This window comes from Sorangium sp. So ce1335 (assembly GCF_051521615.1).
Classification (GTDB): domain Bacteria; phylum Myxococcota_A; class Polyangia; order Polyangiales; family Polyangiaceae; genus Sorangium.
Genome location: NZ_CP150363.1, coordinates 1,294,845 through 1,315,953 on the forward strand (window position 1 = coordinate 1,294,845; position 21,109 = coordinate 1,315,953).

The following is a 21,109-nucleotide window of genomic DNA, read 5'->3' on the forward strand; positions in this document are numbered from 1 at the left end:
CCATGGCCAAGGAGAAATTCACTCGTACGAAGCCGCACGTGAACGTGGGCACCATCGGTCACATCGACCACGGCAAGACCACGCTCACGGCCGCGCTCGTCAAGGTGCAGTCGAAGCGTCAGCTGGCGAAGGCGATCTCGTACGCCGACATCGCGAAGGGCGGGACGGTCCGCGACGAGACGAAGACGGTGACCATCGCCGCGGCGCACGTGGAGTACGAGTCGGAGAAGCGCCACTACGCGCACGTCGACTGCCCGGGGCACGCCGACTACATCAAGAACATGATCACCGGCGCGGCGCAGATGGACGGGGCGATCCTCGTCGTGTCGTCGCTCGACAGCGTGATGCCGCAGACGCGCGAGCACGTGCTCCTCGCCCGGCAGGTCGGCCTGAACCACATCGTCGTGTTCCTCAACAAGTGCGACGCGGTGGACGACCCGGAGATGCTCGACCTCGTCGAGATGGAGGTCCGCGAGCTCCTGTCGAAGTACAAGTTCGACGGCGACAACGCGCCGGTCGTCCGGGGCGCGTCGCTGCCTGCGCTGCAGGGCGACCCGAAGTGGGAGGAGACGATCCAGCAGCTCCTCAACGCGCTCGACAGCTACATCCCCGAGCCGGTGCGCGACATCGACAAGCCGTTCCTGATGGCGATCGAGGACGTGTTCTCGATCAAGGGCCGCGGCACGGTGGCCACGGGCCGCATCGAGCGCGGCGTGATCAAGGTCGGCGACGAGGTCCAGATCATCGGCTTCAAGGACACGAAGAAGTCGGTCGTCACCGGCGTCGAGATGTTCCGGAAGCTGCTCGATCAGGGGCAGGCGGGCGACAACGTCGGGTGTCTGCTCCGCGGCGTGGAGAAGGAAGAGATCGAGCGCGGCCAGGTGCTCGCGAAGCCCGGGTCGATCACGCCGCACACGAAGTTCACCGGTGAGGTGTACGTCCTCAAGAAGGAGGAGGGCGGGCGCCACACGCCGTTCTTCACCAACTACCGGCCGCAGTTCTACATCCGGACGACGGACGTGACCGGCACGGTGAACCTCCCCGAGGGGGTGAAGATGGTGATGCCGGGCGACAACATCACGATGACGATCGAGCTCATCGCCCCGGTCGCGCTGGAGGAGCAGATGCGCTTCGCCATCCGCGAGGGCGGCAAGACGGTGGGCGCCGGCGTCGTCACGAAGATCCTCGCGTAGGAAGAGCACCATGGCTGATACAACGAAGATCCGGATTCGCCTCAAGGCCTTCGACCACCAGCTACTCGACAAGTCGACCAGCGACATCGTCGAGACGGCCAAGCGGACCGGCGCGCACGTCGCGGGACCCATCCCGCTGCCCACCGAGATCCGTCGCTACACGGTGCTGCGGGGGCCCCACGTCGACAAGAAGTCCCGCGAGCAGTTCGAGATCCGGACGCACAAGCGGCTTCTCGACATCATCGAGCCGACTCAGCAGACCCTCGACGCGCTGATGAAGCTCGACCTTTCGGCCGGCGTCGACGTCGAGATCAAGAGCTAGGAGTCCAGGTACCATGAAGGTTACCGTTTACAACCTCAAGCGGGAGCAGGTCGGCGAGCTCGACCTCTCGGACGAGGTCTTCGGGACCGAGGTGAAAGAGCACCTCTTCTACGAGGTCGTGAAGGCGCAGCTCGCGTCCCGCCGCTCGGGCACCAAGGCCACCAAGGAGCGGAGCGCGGTCGCCGGCTCCACGAAGAAGCTCTATCGCCAGAAGGGCACCGGCCGCGCCCGCCAGGGCTCGATCCGCGCGCCGCACCACGCGGGCGGCGGCATGGCGCACGCCCTGGAGCCGAAGGACTGGTCGTACCGTCCGCCGCGCAAGGTGCGCATCGGCGCGCTGAAGAGCGCGCTCTCCCTCTTCGCGAAGGAGGGCCGGCTCATCGTGCTCGACAGCCTCGAGGTCCCCGAGATCAAGACCAAGGCGATCGCGGCGACGCTCACGACGCTGCAGGCGGATCGGAAGTCGCTGGTCGTCGACACGGCCGGCAACGAGAAGCTGGTGAAGAGCCTCCGCAACCTGGAGAACCACCAGTACCTGCCGCCGGAGGGGGTCAACGTCTACGACCTCCTCAGGCACGACCACCTCATCGTCTCGAGGGACGCCGCCAAGGCGCTCGAGGCGCGTTGCCTTCGCTAGTCAGGGGAGTCCGCCATGCAGCCCGAGCAGATCATCCGCCGGCCCATCATCCTCACGGAGAAGTCGAGCCGGCTCCGCGACCAAGGCAACAAGGTCATCTTCGAGGTCCGCCGCGAGGCGAACAAGATCCAGATCAAGGACGCCATCCAGACGCTCTTCAAGGTGGGCGTGGTGGACGTCAACACCATGATCATGCGCGGCAAGGAAAAGCGCATGGGGCGCGGCTATGCGAAGCTGCGCAATTGGAAGAAGGCGATCGTCACCCTCAAGGAGGGTGACGAGATCCAGTTCTTCGACGAGAAGGCGGAATAGCCATGGGAATCAGATCCTTCAAGCCGACCTCGCCGGCGCGGCGTTACTACTCGGTCAGCGACTTCAAGGAGATCACCAAGGTCGAGCCCGAGCGGTCGCTGCTCGATAAGCAGACGTCCACCGGCGGCCGGAACAACAACGGCCGGATCACGTCGCGGTTCCGCGGCGGTGGTCACAAGCAGCGCTACCGGATCATCGATTTCCGGCGCGATAAGATCGGCGTTCCGGCGAAGGTCGCCGCCATCGAGTACGACCCGAACCGGACGGCGCGCATCGCGCTCCTGCACTACGTGGACGGCGAGAAGCGCTACATCCTGGCGCCCGACGGCCTCGCTGTCGGGGCGACGCTGCTCGCGAGCCGGAACGCGGACATCAAGCCTGGCAACAGCCTGACGCTCCGCTTCATCCCGCCCGGCACGTCGATCCACAACGTCGAGGTCAAGAAGGGCAAGGGCGGCCAGCTCGTCCGCTCGGCCGGCGTCGCTGCCCAGCTCATGGCGAAGGACGGCGACTACGCGCAGGTCAGGCTCCCGAGCGGCGAGATCCGCAAGGTCCACCTCGACTGCCGCGCGACGATCGGGCAGGTGTCGAACTCCGACCACGCGAACATCAGCCTCGGCAAGGCGGGGCGCTCGCGCTGGCTCGGCCGCCGGCCGCACAACCGCGGCGTCACGATGAACCCGGTCGATCACCCGATGGGCGGCGGTGAGGGCCGGACGAGCGGCGGGCGCCACCCGTGCTCGCCGTGGGGTCAGCTCGCCAAGGGGCTCAAGACGCGGAACAACAAGCGCACGGACTCGATGATTGTCCGGCGGCGCGGGACCAAGGGTTAGTCATGCCGAGGAGCATCAAGAAAGGGCCCTTCATCGACGGTCACCTGCTGGAGAAGATCCAGGCAGCCCAGGCGACCAACGCGAAGAAGGTCATCAAGACGTGGTCGCGCCGCTCGACGATCCTGCCCGAGTCGGTCGGCCTCACGTTCGCCGTGCACAACGGGAGGAAGTTCGTCCCCGTGTTCGTGACGGAGAACATGGTCGGCCACAAGCTGGGTGAGTTCGCCCCGACGCGCACGTTCCACGGCCACTCCGGGGACAAGAAGGCCAAGGTCGCCAAGGGCGGCGGCGGTCGCTGATCTCTCCGCGTCAGCGCGAGAGATCGACGGCAGGCGGGCGGGATCGCAGCAGCGATCCCGCCCGTTCGCTTTTTCAGCCGAGAACCGACCCGGAACGCGCCGCGCAGGCGGAGGTCAGAACGCGCCGCGCAGGCCCACGTAGCTGGGCGCGACGAGGAGCTGCGGCGAGGTGGCCGCGCCCTGCGGCTCGCCGGCGCCGCCTCCGGTGAAGCTCAGGATGAACAGCGTCGTGCCGGTGACGAGCCCGAGCGCGCCGACCACGAGGCCGACGTTCGCGACCGTCTTCTGGGCCTTTCCAGCGTCGACATCGTCCTGGCGTTCGATGGGGCAGGGGCCTCGGCAGGTCTCGGCCAGATCGCTGTAGGTGCTGTTCGCCATCAGCCCGGCGACCGTGAACACGCCGAGCCCCGCCACGCCCACGCCGCCGGCTACAACCGCGTAGGGGCGCAGGTACGCGCGCCGCGAGGGCGTCTCCGCCGTGGCCGGGACCGTGCCCTCGTCGAGGAGCCCCGCGCCCTCGGCACCATCGAGCGGGCCGCTCGCGTCGGCGTCGATCGGCAGCGTCTTCGCTTCGCCCGCAGACAGCTCGATGGTCTGCGGGATCGAGGTGACCTGGGTGCGCAGGACGACCTCGGTCTTGCCGGGCCTGACCGGGTACGGCTTGCCCCACCGCTCGCGCGGGATCGCCTTACCGGCGATCGTGAGCGACGTCGCCGACGCCGGGCGCGCCACCGTGACCGTCACGAGCGCGAGCTTGCGCGCGAGCTCGTCGCGCTCCAGGAGCGCCGTCTGCCCCGTCTGGGCGTAGCGATCCTCGGTCTTGGCCCGGGCCGCGGCCTCCTCAGCGACCCGCTCGAACTCGAGGTACGCCTCGGGGAGATCGTCGAGCTCGGCGAGGCAGCGCGCGATGTACAGGCGCGAGTTAGGGCTCGCCACCGCAGCGTACGACGCCCGGAACTGCTCGAGCGCGAGCGCGTAGCGCCCGCCCTCGAAGAGGGCGGCACCCTTCTTGAACAGGCTCTGCGCCCTCTCCACCGCGTCCGGCGTCGGCGTCGACGCGGCGTCGTCCGCGGCCGCTGCGGGCCCGGGGAGCGTGCACAGGCAGAGGCAAGACGCCGCACCGAAGAGCAGCGCACGGAGCCAGGGTCGAGATCGCACGGTGTTCAGATACCCGAGGGGTTGTACTTCTTCTTGGTGGTCGGTTTGCTGGTCGCTGCCGGCTTGGGCGCAGGCTTGGTCGTCGTGGAGGTCGTCCGGGAGCGCGACGTCGCGGTCGGGCGCGGCGCCGGCGAAGCGGCAGCAGGCTGCGGCGCCGCCGCCTGAGGAGGCTTCTGCGTCGCCTCGGGCGGCGGCTCCGCGGGCTTCGGCGGGTCCTCCGGAGGCGGCGGCGACGGCGGCTGCGCCGCCTGCGGGGGCTCCACCGTCGCGGGGGGCGCCGGTGGGACGGCGCTGGCCGCGGGCGCGGCGGTGTCCGCCGTCGCGGTCGCGGGCAGCGCGTCGACGCGCGCCTTGCCGAGATCGCCGGAGCTGCGCTCGTCGCCGCTGCGCGTGACCAGCGCGACGGCGCCGATCGCCACGCAGAACATCGCCGCGCCGGCCACGATGAGCTGGAGCCGCCTGTGCCGCTGCGCTGTCTCGTACGAGCGGTCGACCGCCGTGACCTCGCCGACGTCGTTGGCGAGGCTCCGGGAGCCGCCCCTCGCGAACCGGGCGCTGAGCGCCGCCGCCCTCGACGCAGGTGGGTCCGCCGCCGCGAGCACCTTGGTCGCGGGCGTGCCGGCCGCCGGGAGGACCCGCGGCACGGACGCGCCGAGCGGCTTGCCCTCGCGCGGAGAGACCGGCGAGCCCGCCGCCTCCACCGACGCGCCCTGCGGGAGGTCGGCGTGGAGCGCGGGTGCGATGATGAGCCGCGGCGGGGGCTGGGGCGGCTGCGCCGGGGCGACGGCCTCCTCGATCGAGATCGGCTCCAGGCTGAGCGGGATCTCCTCTTCCTGCGCCGCTGTCGAGGCGGCTTCCGCCGCGTTCGACTTCAGGTCGCCGCCGGTCGCAGCGGCCGCCGTCGCGGCAGCGGCGGCCGACGCCGCCCCGGCGACGCCGGGCGCGCGCTCGCTCGACGCCGGGCCGACGCTGGCGGGCGAGGCCTGGAGATCCGGCGAGACCACGGGGCGGGGCTCCGAGTTCTGGGCTGCGCCGGCGTCGACCGCCGCGATCGCGTCGCGGAGCTCCTGCGCCCGCCTCGCCTGGGTCTCGCCGATCGCCAGCCGCACGAAGGCGGCCACGTCCTCGTCGGTCGTTGGCTCGCCGAGGCTCGACGCCACCTGATCGATGGCCCGCTGCATCTCGGCGCACGTCGAGAAGCGGCCCTCGCGATCCTTCTCGAGCGCCTTGAGGATGATCCTCTCGAGCTCGGGGTGGATCGCGCTGTTCAGCTCGCGCGGCGGGAGCGGGGCCTTGATGGTGATGTTCTCGACCGTCGAGAGCTCGGTCTCCGCGCGGAACGGGTGCATCCCCGTCGTGAGCACGTACAGCATCGCGCCGAGCGAGAAGATGTCGCTCCGGCGATCGATGGGGAGCCCGGCGAGCTGCTCGGGCGAGAGGTACGGCGTCTTCCCCTTGATGATGCCGCCGGCGCGCGTGACGTGCAGGCGGCCCTTGGATTTCGCCACGCCGAAGTCGACGATCTTCACGAACCCGGCGGTCGAGATGAGCACGTTCGCCGGCGAGATGTCGCGGTGGACCAGGTCGAGCAGCGCGCCGCTGTCGTCGCGGAGCTCGTGCGCGTTGTGGAGGCCCGCGCAGATCTGCGACGCGATGCGGAGCACGATCCGCTGCGGGATGCCGCCGAGCTTCTTCGCGGCCCTCTGCAGCGTGCCGGCGGTCTCGCCGTCGACCCACTCCATGACGATGTAGAGGACGTCGTCCTCCTCGCCGAGGTCGAGGATCTCGACCACGTTGGGGTGGCGGACGCGCGCCGCGACCCGCGCCTCGTCGAGGAACATCGACTCGAAGTCGGGATCGTCGGAGACGTCAGGCAGCATCGTCTTGATGGCGACGATCTTCCGGAAGCCGCGGGTGCCCTGGAGGCGCGCCGCCCACACGGCCGCCATGCCTCCCTTGGCGACCGGCAAGAGGATCTCGTAGCGGCCGAGGGTGCTCCCCGGGCCGAGCCGATCCACGGCCGAGGCCGCGCGGCCCCACAGCTTCGTCGGGCCCTGCGTTCCGGTCGGCGTGAGGATCGACCTCGCGGAGATGGGCGGCAGGTCGACGCCGCGCGCGCTCTCCGGCGTCACGGAGGTCGTCGGCGCAGGCGCCCCGCCCGGCGGAACGACGGCCGACGCAGGCGACAGCGCCTTCATCGCGGCAGGGATCGGGGGCGGCGGTGACGGTGCCGCAGGCACCGGCGTCCGCGGAGGCGCGGCTGACGTCGCGGGCGCGGGGGGCGCCGACGCTGCTGCGGGCGCTGTCGCTGCCGCGGGGGGGGCGGGCGTGGCAGGCGCCGCGGGGACGGCCGGCGCCACGGGCGCGCGGGGCGTCGTCGGCCCCGCGGGCACGGGGGCCACGCGCGGCACGGGCGGCGTCACCGGCACCGCGGGCGCGCGGTGCGCGGCGGGGGCCGGAGGCACGGCGGGCACCGCAGGGATGCGCGGCGGAGGGCGGCTCGACGAGGTCGCGGCCGCCGTGGGCGCCGGGGCGGAGGCCTTGCCGGGGACCTCAGGAGGCGCTGACACTGCGCGGGCTGCCGGCGGACGCGGCGGTCTCGGAGGCCCCGGCGGGATGGGCGTCGGCCGCTTCGGCGCGGCGCCCTCGGCCGGCGTCGGCGTCATGCGCGCCGCCACGGAGCCGGCGCCCGCATCGCCCGGCCGCGGCACCGCGGCCCGAGGCGGCGGCTCCTTCGGAGCGACGGCCGCCGGCGACGGCGTCGCCGCGGAGACCTCGGGGACCGACGCGGCGACGCGGCTCGCCGTCCTCTCGCTCGACGGCTCGATCTGCGGCAGCGTCTGCGCCGGCGGCCGCGGCGCGGGCAGGTCGCGGGCGGGGCCTTCCTCCGCCGCGCCCCACGCGGCGTCGACGTCGGCGTGCGCCGCCCCGGCGCCGTTCGAGGCGCCGGCCGCCTTGGTGGCGAGGCCGTTCTTCAGCGCGGCCGCGCTGCCCGACGGGCGGAGCTGGCTCGCGGTGGCCGCGCCGCCCACGGCGACGGGCGGGGTGCCCGGCGTGGTCGGCGCCCCGCGCGGGCGCGGGGACGGCGCGGTGATCCCGTGCCGCGGGGCCTCGCCGCGGGGGGACAGCACCCCCTCGGGGATCGCCAGGCCCACGAGCGTCGCCCCGCGCGCGCGGGGGGGCGGCGGCGCCGGCCGCGACCCGGTCGCGCCCGCGGTGCCCGCCATCGCCGCGGCGATCATCGTCCTGCGCGGCTCGATCGTCTTGCCGGCCAGCCTGCTCACCACAGCGGCCACGTCCTCGGTCGCGGCGATCCGCCCCGCGCCGGCGGCCTCCAGCGCCGCGAGCATCGCCGACGCGCTCCCGAAGCGGAGCGCCGGATCGCGCTCGAGCGCGGTCCGGACGACCTCGCCGACCTCGGCCGGGATCGCGCCCCCGGCGACGCCCGCGAGCGGCGGGATGGGCGCCGTCTGCACCTTCTGGACGACCGCCGTCTCCAGCTTCGACGAGAACAGCCGCTGCCGCGAGAGCAGCTCCCACAGGATCACGCCGACCGAGAAGAGATCGGCGCGCGCGTCGAGCGGGGCTGCCGTGTGCGTCGCCATCGCCTTGACCCGCTCCGGGGCGGCGTAGGCCAGCCGATCGGGGTTCCTCGTCCCCATCGGCGCGAGCCCGGCGATGGCCCGCGCGACGCCGAGCCCGCTCACCCGCGCGACGCCGTCGACGCCGACGAGGACGTGCGTCGGGTTCAGCTCGCCATGGAAGAGCGCCGGCTCGGCCGCGTGCGCGGACGCGAGCGCGCGCAGCACGTCGGCCGCGATCCGGAGGGCGACGGGCAGCGGCAGCCCCTCGGCGCCGGCCGCCGACGAAAGCGCGCCGAGCTGCTCGCCCTCCACGTACTCCGAGACGATGAAGACCTCGCCGTCGGCGATGCGAGCGTCGAGCACCGAGACCACGTTCGGGAAGCGGAGCTGCTGCGCCGATCCGGCCTCGCGGAGGATGCCGTCGGCGGTCTCGGTCTTCTTCGTGAGGTGCCGGTAGATGCGCAGGATCGTGACAGGCGCCGCGCTCTGCGCCTCGCCCTCGGAGGACGCTCGCCCGAGCCACGTGGAACCGATGCCGCCGCCGGACAGCTCTTTCAGCAGCTCATAATTGCCGAGTCGCGAAGCAGAGCCCGCACCGGGCGGCCTGTCGAGCGCCATGGGACTTGCATGCTATCAGGACGGCAGAAGCAGGATCCAGCGTTCATGGCCGGTTCCACGGCGGGTTCGCTCGTGTCCGGAGCGCCCTGTCAGGCGAGCTTCGCATGCAGCGCGCACGGCGCTCCGCGCGCACGCAGGGCGCGCTGGCCAGCGCTGTGCGCGTCGCGACGCGCTCGCGTCGGCGAGCACCGCGAGCGTCGCGCCGCGCGTCCCGCGGCTTGACATACGCCTGCGCAGAGCTCCAGCGAGTACCGCGAAATCGTCGAGAAAAGCGGACACGGCCGCGGCCCCCGCGATGAGGGGCGCGGGCTCCCTCGCGCGCACAGGTGCTCGGTTGTGGGGAGCTCGGCGCGCGCCGAGCCCGCCGACGCCGCGCGTGGGCAGGTCGGGCCAGGTGGGGCCTCTGAACTGGAAATGGGCAAGGAAAGCGAGCCGTCCATCATGCCCGCGCCGGGGCACCGATGGGCCGTCGCGCTCAGGGCCGCGGCGCGCTGCTCGGGACGGGATGAACGGTCAGCGTCACGAACCTGGTGCGGCGTTCGTGGCTCGAGAACGCGCTCGCCGCGACCGGGATCCCGTGCCGGAGCGCCACGGCCACGTGAGGACCCGGATCGACCCGGATCGCCCGCGACGGCTGCGCCACCTCGCCGTCGAGCAGCACGGTCACGCCCTCGGTCTCGCCGGCGAGGTTCAGCACGATCCTCGGCATCCGCCCCTCGAGGTCCTGGAGGCGCGCGTCGATCTCGGCCAGCACCGCCGGGGTCGCGGCCCGCGCGCTCGCGCGCGCGTCCTGGTACGTCTGCTCGGCCTTGCGCAGCCGGCCGAGCCGCTCGTGACACAGACCGATGTGGAACGTCACGTTCGCCGTCGGCCGGCGGCGGGCGATCTCCTCGAATCGAGCGAGCGCGTCCGCCCAGCGTCCTGCGCCCTCGAGGGTCAGCCCCCGCGCGAACTGGAGCCGCAGCGCGCGCGTCGCGACGTCGTCGTGCGTATGCGTCGCGACGTCGTGCGCGCGCGTCGCGACGTTGTCCTGCGCGCGCAGCCAGGACGGGGACAGCAGCGCCCAGCAAACGAGCCCGAGCGCGGCGGCGCGCCGGCGGGAGCGCCTGCGCAGAGCGGAGGTGGGTGCGGCGTTGCTCATCAGAATCCAGGGCTCGTGATGCGAGAACGCGAGGCCCCGCGCGGCGCCTGCGAGCGCGGGGGCCTGTCCTCGGAAGCGGTCGCGATCTCGGCGCTCGCCGGGGTCGTCGACGCGATCTCCGGCGAGCCGGGCGCGCCGTCGCAGCTCGGCGCGTCCGGGGGCGGCGCGCCGCCGTTCGGCTCGCCGGGCGCGCCGGCCCCGCGCCGTATCGCGGCGCTGCTCTCCGCGAAGGCCGCGGCCAGCACGGGGCGGAGGATCTCGCGCGCCGCGCCCCCGGGCTCTGCATCCGCGGGCTCTCGCAGCGCCGCCGAGGTGAGCGCCGCGACGAGCGCCGCCGCGCCGGCGAGCCGGAGCGCGAGGCCTGTCCGAGCTCGCCGCTGGTCGTCCGGCGGCGGCGCGGCGCCCAGCGTGCTCCCGAGCGTCGGCGCCTCGCGCCATCGGCGTGCCTGCGGCAGCGAGGCCCAGATGCGCCCGAGCGCGCGGAGGGCGATCCTCGGCGGCGCGGCGAGCGCCCCGAGCCGTCGGAGCGCGGCGAGCGCGCCGAGCTCCGGCTGCGCGGCGCGCGCGCCGAGCTCCGGCATCGCGTCGAGCGGGTCGAACTTCCGCGGCGCGGCGCGCGCGCCGAGCCGCGGCAGCGCGGCGAGCGCGGCGAGCGCGCCGAGCTCCGGCTTCGCGGCGAGCGCGCCGAGCTCCGGCTGCGCGGCGCGCGCGTCGAGGTCCTGCGGCGCGGCGAGCGCGCTGAGGTCCTGCGGCGCGGCGAGCGCGCTGAGCTTCTGCGGCGCGGCGAGCGCGCCGCGGGGGCGCGTGGTCTCGAACGACCGCGAGCCGGCGGACCGCGGCGAGAGGATCACGAGCGGCGCGGGCGCGCTCGCGCCGAGGTCCTCGAGCGCGGCCTGGAGATCCGCGCGGAGCGAGGCCGCGTCGGGGTAGCGCCGCGCCGGGGCCTTCTCGAGGCAGCGGCCGACGATCTTCCGGAGGCGCGGCGGGATCGACGGCGGGAGCGGCGCCGGCTGGACCTCGAGGATGCGCCGGAGGACGGCGTGGTGGTTGCCCCCCCGGAACGGCTGCATGCCGCTCAGCGCCTCGTAGAGCATGACGCCGACCGCCCAGAGATCGGCGCGCGCGTCGATCGTGCGCTTGCCCAGCACCTGCTCGGGGCTCATGTACGACGGCGTCCCGAGGAGCTGCCCCTCGATGGTGAGCGCGTCGCCCGCGCCCGTGAGCTGGCTGATGCCGAAGTCGACGATCTTCGGCACGACCCCCTCGCCGGGGACCATGGCCATCACGATGTTCTCCGGCTTGATGTCGCGGTGCACGACGCCCTCCGCGTGGGCGGCCGAGAGCCCGCTGCACACCTCGATGAGCACCGGCACGACCTCCTCGGGCGGCAGCGGCCGGTTCGGGAGCAGGCGGTCCGCGAACGGCGACCCCCGCAGGAGCTCGAGGGCCAGGAAGAGGTAGCCCTCCTCGTGGAGCTCCCCGGCGTCGACAACGCCGACGATGTTCCGGTGCTGGAACTTGCCGATGATCTTCGCCTCGCGGACGAACCTCCCGATGACCTGCTCATCCTGGATCGCAGGGGACAGCTTGAGCGCGACGTCCCGGCCGATCAGCTCATGGCGGGCCCACCAGACGCTCGACATCCCGCCCGAGCCGATCGGCTGGATCAGTCGGAATCGACCTCCTGCAACGTCTCCGGCATGCAGCATGTGCCCCCTTCGCCCATCGCGCGTGAGAGAAGCCTTCACGCCGACCGGGCACGAGAGCCGAAAAGCACGAGCAAGGCCATCGACGTGGATCCGCTGTCGTCGTCGGACGGAGCGCGCGGATGGATCCGCACGTCAGGGGCGGTAGCGCTCGAGGACGTCGTTCGCGAGCTTGACGCCGAGCTCCCGGTAACCGCGGAAGGTCAGGTGGACACCATCGCGCGACGCGCGCGGCGGGCGCTCGCGGTACCAGGCCTCGATCGAGCCCCTCCCGCCCATCGCCTCGTAGGTGTCCCAGAACGCGCAGCCGCCCTCCTGGGCGGCGCCGCGCAGGACGTCCCGGATGGCGGGGGTGCGCTCCGGCGCGTCCTTCCGGTCCGTTGGCGCGAGCACCAGGCAGTCGACGTCGGGCTCGGCCCTGCGGATGCGGGCGAGCAGCTCGGCGAGCTGCCTGGCGTAGAGGGACGGATCCGTCGTGACGTCGCCCGCCTCGTTCGTGCCGTACTCCAGCACCACGAGCTCCGGCGAGCGCCGCGCGAGCTCCGCGGCCCACGCGAGCTCGCTCCACCGCAGCGGCGTCGCGAGCCGGGCGCCGTTGATGCCGAGCGTGTCGACCACCACCCCGGGCGTGACCTGCGGGTCGGTCTCGACGATGAGCCCGCAGAGCTCGGGCGCGCCCGACGGCACGACGCCGAGCTTCGTCGCGCCCACGCTCGCGAGCTTCGCGTGCTGCAGCGCGCCCGGGGCGTCGCCCGCGGCGGCGCGGACGATCTCGCTCGGGCCGCCCTCGATCGTCACCGCGATCTCGTCGGTCGGCGCGCTGGATCGAAAGCACACGTCCCAGAGCAGCCGCGCAGAGGGCCCGGCCCCGGTGACCGCGATCTCCGCGCGCGCCGGGCCCTTCGGCGCGCTGAAGAGGATCCCCCCGAGGCCGAAGACGCCGTCGTCGACCGGCGTGGATCCGCCCGGCGTCTTCGGGCGCGTCCGCCACTTGCCCTGGGTCGTGAGCCGCGCGCCGTCGTGGCGGTAGGCGGCGTAGCCGAGGTGCACGAAGCCGAGCCCGCCGTCGCCGAAGCGGCGCTGCAGCGCGGCGCGGAGCGCGCCGCTCCAGAAATCCGCGGCGGCGTGCGAGTCGCCGAGCCAGGCGACGCGCACGTGGTCCTTGCGGCGACCCTGCTCGAGCGCGCGGAGCGCCGCGAAGAAGCGGGCGTAGGCACCGTCCTCCGGGCGCACGAGGTCCAGCTCCGGCGGGCGCTCCGGCGCGGGCTCGGCCCGGCGCGGCGCGGTCGCCTCCGGCGCAGCAGCGTCGGCCTGGCGGGTCGTGAGCGCCGCCGCCCCGGGGGGCGCGGGCGCCGCCTCGGGCGTCGGCGGCGCGACGTGCTCGCGGGTCGAGCTGCAGCCGAGCGCCGCGGCGGCGAGCAGCGCCGCGACGGCGAGCCGCGCGACGGCGAGCCGGGCGGCGGGAGGGCGCGGCCGCGGAGCGCGCGGGAGCGCCGCGCTGCGCGCCGGGACCTCCGCGCGGGACGCGGAGCGATCCGCTCCGCTCACGACAGCGGATCCTCGATGTCGAGGTCGGCGTCCGCGTTCGCCTCGAGCTCCTGGCGCTCGCGCCGCTCGCGGACGCGCTCCTGCACGGCGCCGACGAGCACGTCGACGTACGACTCGAAGGGCGGGCAGGCGATGCCGGCGCCGGTGAGCGCGAGGTCCGCGTTGCGGGCGTCGTAGCGCACCGGGGTCATGAGCTGCTCGACGAACGCGCGCGGGCTGCGGACGAAGCGCTCGATCCCGGGGGTGCGCAGCAGCGCCTTGGCGAGGTTCGACGGGATGTGGCCGCGCGCGGCGCGGCGGCCGCTCGCCCGGGCGATGAGGTCGAAGACCCGCCGCGCCGACAGCGGGTGCGGATCGGCGACATGGAAGGTGCGGCGCGGCGCGAGCCGGTGCAGCCCGATCGCGTGCGTCGCGCGGACCACGAAATCGGCGGGGACGATGTTGAGCGGCACGTCGCCGCGGCCCGGCATCGGGATCGCCATGTCGGCCGGCGCCGCCATGATGAGCAGCACAAGGAGGTACAGGCCGTCGAGCCGGTCGATCTCCCCGGTCGCAGAGTCTCCCACCACCGTCGTCGGCCGGACCACCGCCACCGGCACGTGGCGCATCGCCCGCCGCACGAGCACCTCGGCGCGCATCCGCGTCTCCTCCACAGGATTGCGGAACGCCTGACCGGCCTCGAGATCATCCTCGTACACCGTACCGGTCCGGTCGCCCGCGACGAACGCGGTCGACTGGTGGACGAGGCACTGGAGCGAGGCGCAGGCGCGCGCGAGCTCGAGCACCTCGGCGGTGCCGACGACGTTGACGGTGTGGGCGGTGCTCCGCTCGGCGCCGGCGTGGCCCACGTACGCGAGGTGGTGGATGCGGTCGACCTCGCGGGCGAGCTGCCGGAACTCGGCGCCCGACAGGCCGAGGTCCATCGCGGTGACGTCCCCCTCGAGCAGCGCGACCCGCTCGCGATCCGCCGCCGGGAGCGCGTCGCGCTCCGCGCTTGCCTGCGCGGACGACTTCGCGAGCACCACGGCGTAGACGAACGTGCGCGGCTCCGACGCGAGGATGTGCTGCAGCATCTTCCGCGCGACGAACGAGGGGAAGCCGGTGATGAGCACCACGCTGTCGTGGCCGGGGCGAGGCATCGGCCGGAGCTTACCGCAGCGGTGCGCCTGCTCCGCAGCTTTCCGTTGACGCCGCCTCGGACGAGCGCGGGGGCGGCGAGGGCGTACGCTGCAAGCGCTTTCAGGGCGCGGGCTTCCCCTAGGAGCGACCGCGGCCGGACGTATAATCGCGCGGTTGATGCGCCCGGGAGTCACGGTCGCGGACCGTTTCAGGATCGACGCCCTGGCGGGATCGGGCGGGGTGGGCTCGGTGTACCGGGCCACGGATCTGACCGACGGCAGCCCCGTCGCGCTGAAGATGCTGCACCGGGGGGACGAGCACGAGGAGCGGCGGCTCGAGCGCGAGGCGCGGCTGCTCGCCGAGCTGCGCCACCCGGGGATCGTCCGTTACGTGGCGCACGGGGTCACCGGGGACCGGCAGCCCTACCTCGCGCTCGAGTGGCTCGACGGCGAGGACCTCGCGGCGCGCGTGGCGCGCGAGCGCCTCGGCGTGGACGGCGCGGTGGCGCTGCTGCGGCGCCTCGCGGGCGCGCTCGGCGCGGCGCACGCGCGGGGGATCGTCCACCGCGACGTCACGCCCGGCAACATCTTCCTGCCGGGCGGCGCGCTGGAGGGCGCCAAGATCGTCGACTTCGGCATCGCCCGCGCGGTCGCCGGACCCGACTCCGTGCCTCGCCTTCGCGCGTCCGGGCGCGGCGCCGGCGCCCTCCGGCAGGTCGCCGGCGCGGGCGCGCGCGGCGGCGTGACGCTCGGGACGCCGGGGTACATGGCGCCCGAGCAGGCGCGCGGCCACGCGCGCTTGGACGCCCGCGCGGACGTGTTCTCGCTCGGGTGCGTGATCTGGCACTGCCTCACCGGCCGGCCGCCCTTCGCGGGCGACCAGGTGATGACGATCCTCGCGAGGGCCGCCCTCGTCGGCCCGCCGCGCCTGTCCGAGCTGCGGCCCGACGTGCCGGCCGCGCTCGACGATCTCGTCGCCTGGATGCTCGAGAAGGAGCCGGACGGCCGCCCGCGGGACGGGAACGAGGTCCTCGCGAGCGCGGCGGATCTGTGCGCCGCCGGGGGGCAGGCGAGCGGCGCCGGCGACGACGCGGCGGCGAGCGCGCGGCCCGCGCGGGCGCTGGCCGAGAGCGCCGCGGTCGAGCAGCGGCTCCTCGGCGTGGTGCTCCTCCACGGCGCGCTCCCGGGCGACGCCGCGGAGGCGGCGATCCGGGCGGCGGTCGCGCCGTTCGGCGGGCGCGTCGACCGGCTCGCTTCCAGGTGGCTCGTCGTCACGCTCTCCGGCGCCGAGGCCGATCCGGAGGCAGCGCCGCCGCGCGGCGCCGGGGCGCTGCCGACGGACCAGGCCGCCCGCGCCGCGCGCTGCGCGCTGGCGCTGCGCTCGCTGCTGCCCGCCGACGTCTCCGTCGCGCTCGCGATGGGCCAGGACGCCGCCTCGGGCCGCTGGCCCGCGCGGCAGGTGATCGAGCGCGCCGCGGCGCTCCTCGGCGCCCGCTCGCGCGAACGGCCCGACCGCACGGCCGGCGGGGGCGACGGCGCGCCCGCGCGCGGCGGCGTCTTGATCGACGACGTGACGGCCGGCCTCCTCGCGCTCGGCCGCCCCGAGGTGGAGCGCCTCCACGAGGAGCTCCTCGCCGGCCGCGACGCCGTCGCGCCCCGCCCGGGCGAACGCTCGCGCGGCGCCGAGGGGCAGCTCGCCCGCGACGTGCCCGCCGAGGCCTCCGCCGCGCGGGCGGGCGAAGGCGGCCGCGGGGCGGTGCGCGCGTTCTGCCTCGAAGAGCTGATCCGGTCGGTCGCGCGCGGCGACGCGGAGGCCTCGCCCGAGACGGTGCTCGCGATGGCGCACGCCCGCCTCGACGACCTGCACCCCGCCGTGCGGCGCATCCTCCGCGCGGCGAGCATCTTCGGCGAGGCGTTCTGGCGCGGCGGCGTGGCCGCCCTGCTCGGCGGCGCGCAGGGCGCCCCCGATCTCGACCGGTGGTTGTCCGAGCTCGTCGCGCGCGCGCTCGTCGAGCGGCGCCCCGCGTGCAGGTTCGCCGGCGACGAGGAGTACGCGTTCCGCCACGCCCGCCTCCGCGAGGCCGCCTACGCGGCGCTCTCCCGGGGCGACCGGCTCCTCGGCCACCGGCTCGCGGGCGCGTGGCTCGAGCAGGTCGGGGAGCCCGACGCGCTCGCGCTCGCGGAGCACTTCGACCACGGCGGAGAGCACGGCCGGGCGATGCGGTGGTTCCTGCGCGGCGCCGAGCAGGCGCTCGCGCGCGGCGATCTCGCCGCGGCGATCGCGCTCGCGGAGCGCGGGGCGCGGCACGGCGACCTCTGCGACCGCCTCGCCGAGGCGGATCCCGACGAGGACGCCGGCGCGTCGTCCGGCCCGCGCAGCGCGCGCGGCGGCGAGACGCTGGGCGCGCTGCGCCTCGTCCAGGCGGAGGCCCACCGGTGGCGGGGCGAGTTCGAGCAGGCCCAGCGCTGCGCCGCGCAGGCGGCGCGGCGGCTGCCCCGCGGCACGCCGCTCTGGCTCCGCGCCGCCGACGAGCTGATGAGCGCGAGCGGCCGGAGGGGCGACCACGTGCTCGCGACCGCCTGGGCGAAGGAGGTCGCCGCGTGCGGCGATCTCGCCGCGGAGGGCGGCCCCGGCGACGAGGGCGCGCGCCGATCGGAGGTCCGCGCGGGGCCGTCCGCGGCGGGCCTCGCGGCGGACGCCCGGGCGGCGCGCGTGATCGCCCTGTGCTCCGCGGCGCGCCAGCTCTTCCCCGTGGGGCGCTACGCGGAGGCGGACGCGCTGATCGCGCGGGTCCGCGCCCTCGCGGCGGATCCCGCGCCCCTCGCGCCGCGCGCCGCCGCCGAGGTGCACCGGCTGCGCGGCGCGCGGGCGCGGCACCTCGGCGATCCCGCGGGCAACATCGCGGGCTACGCGGCCGCGGCCGACGCGTTCGAGCGCGCCGGCGACGCCCGCGACGCGTGCAGCGCCCGCGTCGACCTCGGCGCCGCGCTGCTCGAGCTCGGCGACGCCGAGCGGGCCGGCGAGGGGCTCACCGCCGCGCTCGAGGCGGCCGAGCGCATGGGGCTGCGCGCCGTCGCGACGCGCGCCCGGCAGCACCTCGGCCGCGTGCTCGCGGCCCGGGGCCAGCTCGACGAGGCGCTCGCGCTGGCGCGGCAGGTCATCCTGGAGTGCCGCGGGCAGGGCAACCTGCGCCTCGAGGGCGTGGCCCGCGTTTACGCCGCCCTCGTCGCCCACGCGGCCGGCGATTTCCGCGCGGCCGAGTCCGACGCGCGCGGCGCCGCGGAGCTCCTCCAGGAGGCGCCGCCGTCCCGCGCCGGCGCGCTCGCGGCGCTCGCGCGCGCCCTCACGGCCCAGGGGGACGTCGAGGAGGCGCTCGCGGCGGCGCGCGAGGCCTCCGATCTCCTCGCGCGCCACGGCGGCATCGAGTCGTTCGAGTCGCTGGTCCTCGTCGCCTCCGTCGAGGCGGCGCGCGCCGCGGGGGATCACGAGCGCGCGCGCGACGCCGCGGCGCGGGCCCGCGGCAGGCTCATCGCCCGGGCCGCCGCGATCCCGGAGCCTGCCCTGCGCGAGAGCTTCCTGCTCCGCGTCCGCGAGAACGCGATGCTCCTCTCGCTCGCGCGCATCTGCCTCGGCGAGTCCTCGGTCGTCGTCGCCGCCCGCCGCGCCCCGAGGCCCTGACGCGCCGCCGCGGCGCGGCGCGCCCGGACCATCGCAGGTTCGTGGTCGACCCCGGCCGGAAGGCGCTACGGTTCGGTCGTGACCGTGTCTTCGACCTCCTTCGCGCGCCGCCGCGCCGCCGCGCTCCTGGCCATCGTCCTCGGCCTGAGCGCGGGCGCGCCGGCCTGCAAATCGCCGGGCGCGCCCGCCGACGCCGGCGTCGCCGGTCTGAGCCCCGTGCCCGCGCCGGCGGGGCTCATCGCCGAGGCGTTCCTCCCGACGCCGGACGCCACGTGGGCCAGGGCGCGCGCCCTCCTCGGCGGCCCGGCGGCGCTCCTCCCGGGCAGCGCCGGCGCCCTCGCCGCGTCGCTGCTCGGCCTGCCGATCGCGGTCGCGTCCGAGATCGACGGCAGCGTGCCGGTGCTCGGCGCGGCCGTCGAGGCCGCCCCGGACCGGCCGCGCCCCCGCGTCGTGCTCGGCATCCACGTGAAGGACGGCGCGCGCCTCGTCGACCAGCTCACGCGCGGGGACGGGGCGCGCTTCCGCGCGACGCCCGACGCGGCGACCTCGATCGCGCTGCTCGAGCCGCTGCAGGGGACGAGCCCGGCGGCGCTCGGCGTGCTTGGCAACTACCTGCTCGTCGCGGAGAGCGCGGGCGACCTGACCGCCGTGGGGCCGTACGTCGCGCGGACGATGCCGCAGGCGCAGGTGCCGAAGGAGGACCTCGCGGTCGAGATCCCGCGGCCCGCGATCGAGGGGCCGGTGCTCAGGGCGGCGCGGAGCGCGTGGGACAGGGCCCGCGGGCCCGACGGCGCGCCGCGCGCCACCGCGGTGCCGCTCGCTCCGGCGGTGGAGAGCGCGCTCGCGATGCTCGGCGATCTCGAGCGGGCGCGCGTCACGCTGGTGCTCGACGACAGCGCGCACCTGCGCGTCTCCGGGACGCCGAGGGCCGGGGGCGGCCCGGCGTCGAAGGCGTCGACGGATCTCGCGGTCGGCGACGTGAAGCCGCTGCTCGAGCTGCCCGCGGACACGCTCGCCGGGATCGTGGTCCGCGACCGGGCCGCGTCGCGCGCCGAGAACGTCCCCAGGCTCGTCGACTCCCTCACGGGGCTCGTCGAGGGCGGCCTCCCGCCCGCCGAGCGGGAGCGGCTCGGCGCCGCGATCCGCGCGGCGTCGGACGCCCGCGGCGACTGGTTCGCCGGCGGGCTCCGCTTCGACGGCCCGGGACCCACGGCGTTCGTTCGCGCCGCGGTGGGCGACCGGGCCAGGCTCGAGACGGCGATCCAGGACCTCCTCGGCACCACGGAGCTCCAGCCGGTGAAGGGCGCGCTGCAGCGGGAGGGGCTCCGCATGTTCACGGGCAAGGCGGAGCTCCCGCAGATAGAGGGCGAGGTGCGGCGCGTGCGGTTCGAGCAGACCGCCGCCGCGGGCCAGCCCGGCGCAGGCCAGCCGCCTGCGCGCAAGGGGTCGGCGGGCGCGGGGAACAAGGGCGCGGGGAACAAGGGCGGGGCCAGCGCGTCGACGTCGGCGCCGACGATCGAGATCCTCTACCTGGTCCGCGACGACGGCCTGTTCGCGTCGGTCGGCAACGACCCGAGCGCGGGGCTCCGCAGCGTCGTCGCGGCGCCCCAGGGCGAGAGCCTCGGCGGGGTGCCTGCCATGAAGGCCGCGCTCGCCCCGCTCGGCTCGGACATCGCGTTCGCGCTGGTGATCGATCCGCTGCGGCTCGTCGCGAGCCGCCTCGGCCAGGCCGGCGCCGGCGACCCGGCGCCCGTGGTGATCGCCGCCGGCGCGGCGCCCGCCGCCGCCGGCGCGCCCGCCGCGCTCTGGGCGCGGGCCGACATCGCCGCCGCGGCGATCCGGGAGCTCGCCCGCCTCGGGGGCGCCTTTTGACGAGCGCGGCGCGCGCCGGCGCGCTCGCCGCCCGCGGGCTCCGCGCGCTGCTGCTCGCGCTCGTCGCCGGGTGCACGGCGAAGGCGGGCGCGGACTGGGTGCACGACGGATCGAGCGAGCCGCGCATCGCGCGCGGCGGCGGCGGCTGGATCCACGCGCCCGACGACGGCGCTCGCGTTCAGGGCGCCGGCGCTGCCGGCGGTCCTGGAGGCCGCGCCGCTGTCGCGCCGGGCGATCGGCGCGCCGCCGCGGAGGCGGATCTCGGCCAGGACGAGCCCGCGATCCTCGTGCGCGAGCACGGCCGCCCCGCGCGCACCGGCGCGGCGCAGGCGGCGCGCGCGGCGCCCGCGCTCGGGCCCGGGCTGTTCCGGAACACCTACTACGACTTCCCCAGCGAGGGCGGCGGGCCGAAGGACGCGGTGCTCTACGACGCGTCGTGCGCGCCGCTCGCGAGCGTCCCGCGCTCGTTCCACGACCAGGTCTGCGTCCAGGGGAGCGGCCGGCTCGCCTCGGGCGACACGGTGAGCTTCGCGCGGCGCGGCTGCGCGTGCGCCGACGTCTGCCCGCGCACCGGCCAGCAGCTCTGCTTCGAGCGGCTCGACCCGCGGCGGTTCCCGTACGGCCGGGGCGCGACCGGGCGCCCGATCACCCCGCTGCGCACGGTCGCCGTCGACTCGAGCGTCATCCCGCTCGGCACGTCGCTCTACGTGCCCGAGCTCGTCGGCCTGCCGCTCCCGGGCGGCGGCCGCCACGACGGCTGCTTCGTCGCCGAGGATCGCGGCATCAAGGTCGTCGGGCGGCAGATCGACGTCTTCACCGGCGACCCCGCGGTCACCGCGCGCCTCAACGCCCTCTTCCCGTCGAACCGCGGCGTGCGCCTCGTGCTCGATGACGCGCGCTGTCGCGCGATCGTCACCACGCCCGGGCCATCCTGACCGGGCGCCCCACCCCTCGGAACACCCGGGGGCCGGGGAGAGGGGCCGAACGGGGAGAGGGGCCGTCGGTCTGGGGGCCGCCGGGGCGGGGGCCGTAGCGAGGGCGCCGCGGCGATGGCGCCTCGGCGAGGGCCCGGCGAGGACGCGCTGCGAA

The 21,109-nt window shown here is 75.4% G+C and carries 15 protein-coding genes; 9 read left to right on the plus strand and 6 right to left on the minus strand.

Going from position 1 to position 21,109, the window contains the following annotated elements; genetic code table 11:
* Nucleotides 1–2: 2 nt before the first annotated feature.
* From tuf to rpsS, 6 genes are read left to right on the plus strand one after another with little or no spacing between them, the layout of a single operon-like run.
* Nucleotides 3–1,193: an elongation factor Tu gene (tuf, locus tag WMF24_RS04650; protein WP_020733175.1), complete on the plus strand. Its 1,191-nt coding sequence runs from the start codon at nt 3–5 to the stop codon at nt 1,191–1,193.
* Nucleotides 1,194–1,203: 10 nt separating this feature from the next.
* Nucleotides 1,204–1,515: a 30S ribosomal protein S10 gene (gene rpsJ, locus WMF24_RS04655; RefSeq protein WP_012233476.1), complete on the plus strand. Its 312-nt coding sequence runs from the start codon at nt 1,204–1,206 to the stop codon at nt 1,513–1,515.
* A 13-nt stretch (nt 1,516–1,528) separates the two neighbouring features.
* Complete coding sequence (rplD, locus tag WMF24_RS04660; protein ID WP_436612696.1) at nt 1,529–2,152, plus strand: 50S ribosomal protein L4; 624 nt, start codon at nt 1,529–1,531, stop codon at nt 2,150–2,152.
* Between the two features lie 15 nt (nt 2,153–2,167).
* Entirely contained in the window at nt 2,168–2,464 is a 297-nt protein-coding gene (locus tag WMF24_RS04665) for a 50S ribosomal protein L23 (RefSeq protein ID WP_020733177.1), read from the plus strand.
* Between the two features lie 2 nt (nt 2,465–2,466).
* On the plus strand, nt 2,467–3,297 hold the full coding sequence (rplB, locus tag WMF24_RS04670) for a 50S ribosomal protein L2 (protein ID WP_437735133.1): 831 nt from the start codon (nt 2,467–2,469) through the stop codon (nt 3,295–3,297).
* A gap of 2 nt (nt 3,298–3,299) precedes the next feature.
* Entirely contained in the window at nt 3,300–3,596 is a 297-nt protein-coding gene (rpsS, locus tag WMF24_RS04675; protein ID WP_061621683.1) for a 30S ribosomal protein S19, read from the plus strand.
* A gap of 114 nt (nt 3,597–3,710) precedes the next feature.
* Here rpsS and WMF24_RS04680 read toward each other — a convergent pair whose 3' ends face one another.
* From WMF24_RS04680 to WMF24_RS04705, 6 genes are all read right to left on the minus strand, one after another.
* The gene (locus WMF24_RS04680; RefSeq protein ID WP_437735134.1) at nt 3,711–4,754 is read right to left on the minus strand and encodes a tetratricopeptide repeat protein; all 1,044 of its coding nucleotides are present in this window, start codon (nt 4,752–4,754) and stop codon (nt 3,711–3,713) included.
* 5 nt (nt 4,755–4,759) lie between these two features.
* Nucleotides 4,760–8,956 carry a protein kinase domain-containing protein gene (locus tag WMF24_RS04685; RefSeq protein ID WP_437735135.1) on the minus strand — a complete coding sequence of 1,399 codons (4,197 nt, stop codon included), beginning with the start codon at nt 8,954–8,956 and terminating at the stop codon, nt 4,760–4,762.
* Between the two features lie 475 nt (nt 8,957–9,431).
* Nucleotides 9,432–10,097 carry a tetratricopeptide repeat protein gene (locus WMF24_RS04690; RefSeq protein ID WP_437735136.1) on the minus strand — a complete coding sequence of 222 codons (666 nt, stop codon included), beginning with the start codon at nt 10,095–10,097 and terminating at the stop codon, nt 9,432–9,434.
* Complete coding sequence (locus tag WMF24_RS04695; protein ID WP_437735137.1) at nt 10,097–11,806, minus strand: protein kinase domain-containing protein; 1,710 nt, start codon at nt 11,804–11,806, stop codon at nt 10,097–10,099. Before WMF24_RS04695 ends, WMF24_RS04690 begins: the two co-directional genes overlap by 1 nt.
* Before the next feature lie 132 nt (nt 11,807–11,938).
* On the minus strand, nt 11,939–13,351 hold the full coding sequence (locus WMF24_RS04700; RefSeq protein WP_437735138.1) for a GDSL-type esterase/lipase family protein: 1,413 nt from the start codon (nt 13,349–13,351) through the stop codon (nt 11,939–11,941).
* Nucleotides 13,348–14,490: an SDR family oxidoreductase gene (locus tag WMF24_RS04705; RefSeq protein WP_437735139.1), complete on the minus strand. Its 1,143-nt coding sequence runs from the start codon at nt 14,488–14,490 to the stop codon at nt 13,348–13,350. The genes WMF24_RS04700 and WMF24_RS04705 overlap by 4 nt, the downstream gene beginning before the upstream one ends.
* Nucleotides 14,491–14,647: 157 nt before the next feature.
* On the opposite strand from WMF24_RS04705, the gene WMF24_RS04710 reads away from it, so the two are divergent.
* The 3 genes from WMF24_RS04710 (at nt 14,648) to WMF24_RS04720 (ending at nt 20,955) form a co-directional block, all read left to right on the plus strand.
* Entirely contained in the window at nt 14,648–18,148 is a 3,501-nt protein-coding gene (locus WMF24_RS04710) for a protein kinase domain-containing protein (RefSeq protein ID WP_437738763.1), read from the plus strand.
* A 78-nt stretch (nt 18,149–18,226) separates the two neighbouring features.
* The gene (locus WMF24_RS04715; RefSeq protein WP_437735140.1) at nt 18,227–20,020 is read left to right on the plus strand and encodes a hypothetical protein; all 1,794 of its coding nucleotides are present in this window, start codon (nt 18,227–18,229) and stop codon (nt 20,018–20,020) included.
* Nucleotides 20,017–20,955 (plus strand): 3D domain-containing protein, encoded by a 939-nt coding sequence (locus tag WMF24_RS04720; protein WP_437735141.1) that lies wholly within the window; start codon nt 20,017–20,019, stop codon nt 20,953–20,955. The genes WMF24_RS04715 and WMF24_RS04720 overlap by 4 nt, the downstream gene beginning before the upstream one ends.
* Nucleotides 20,956–21,109: the final 154 nt, after the last annotated feature.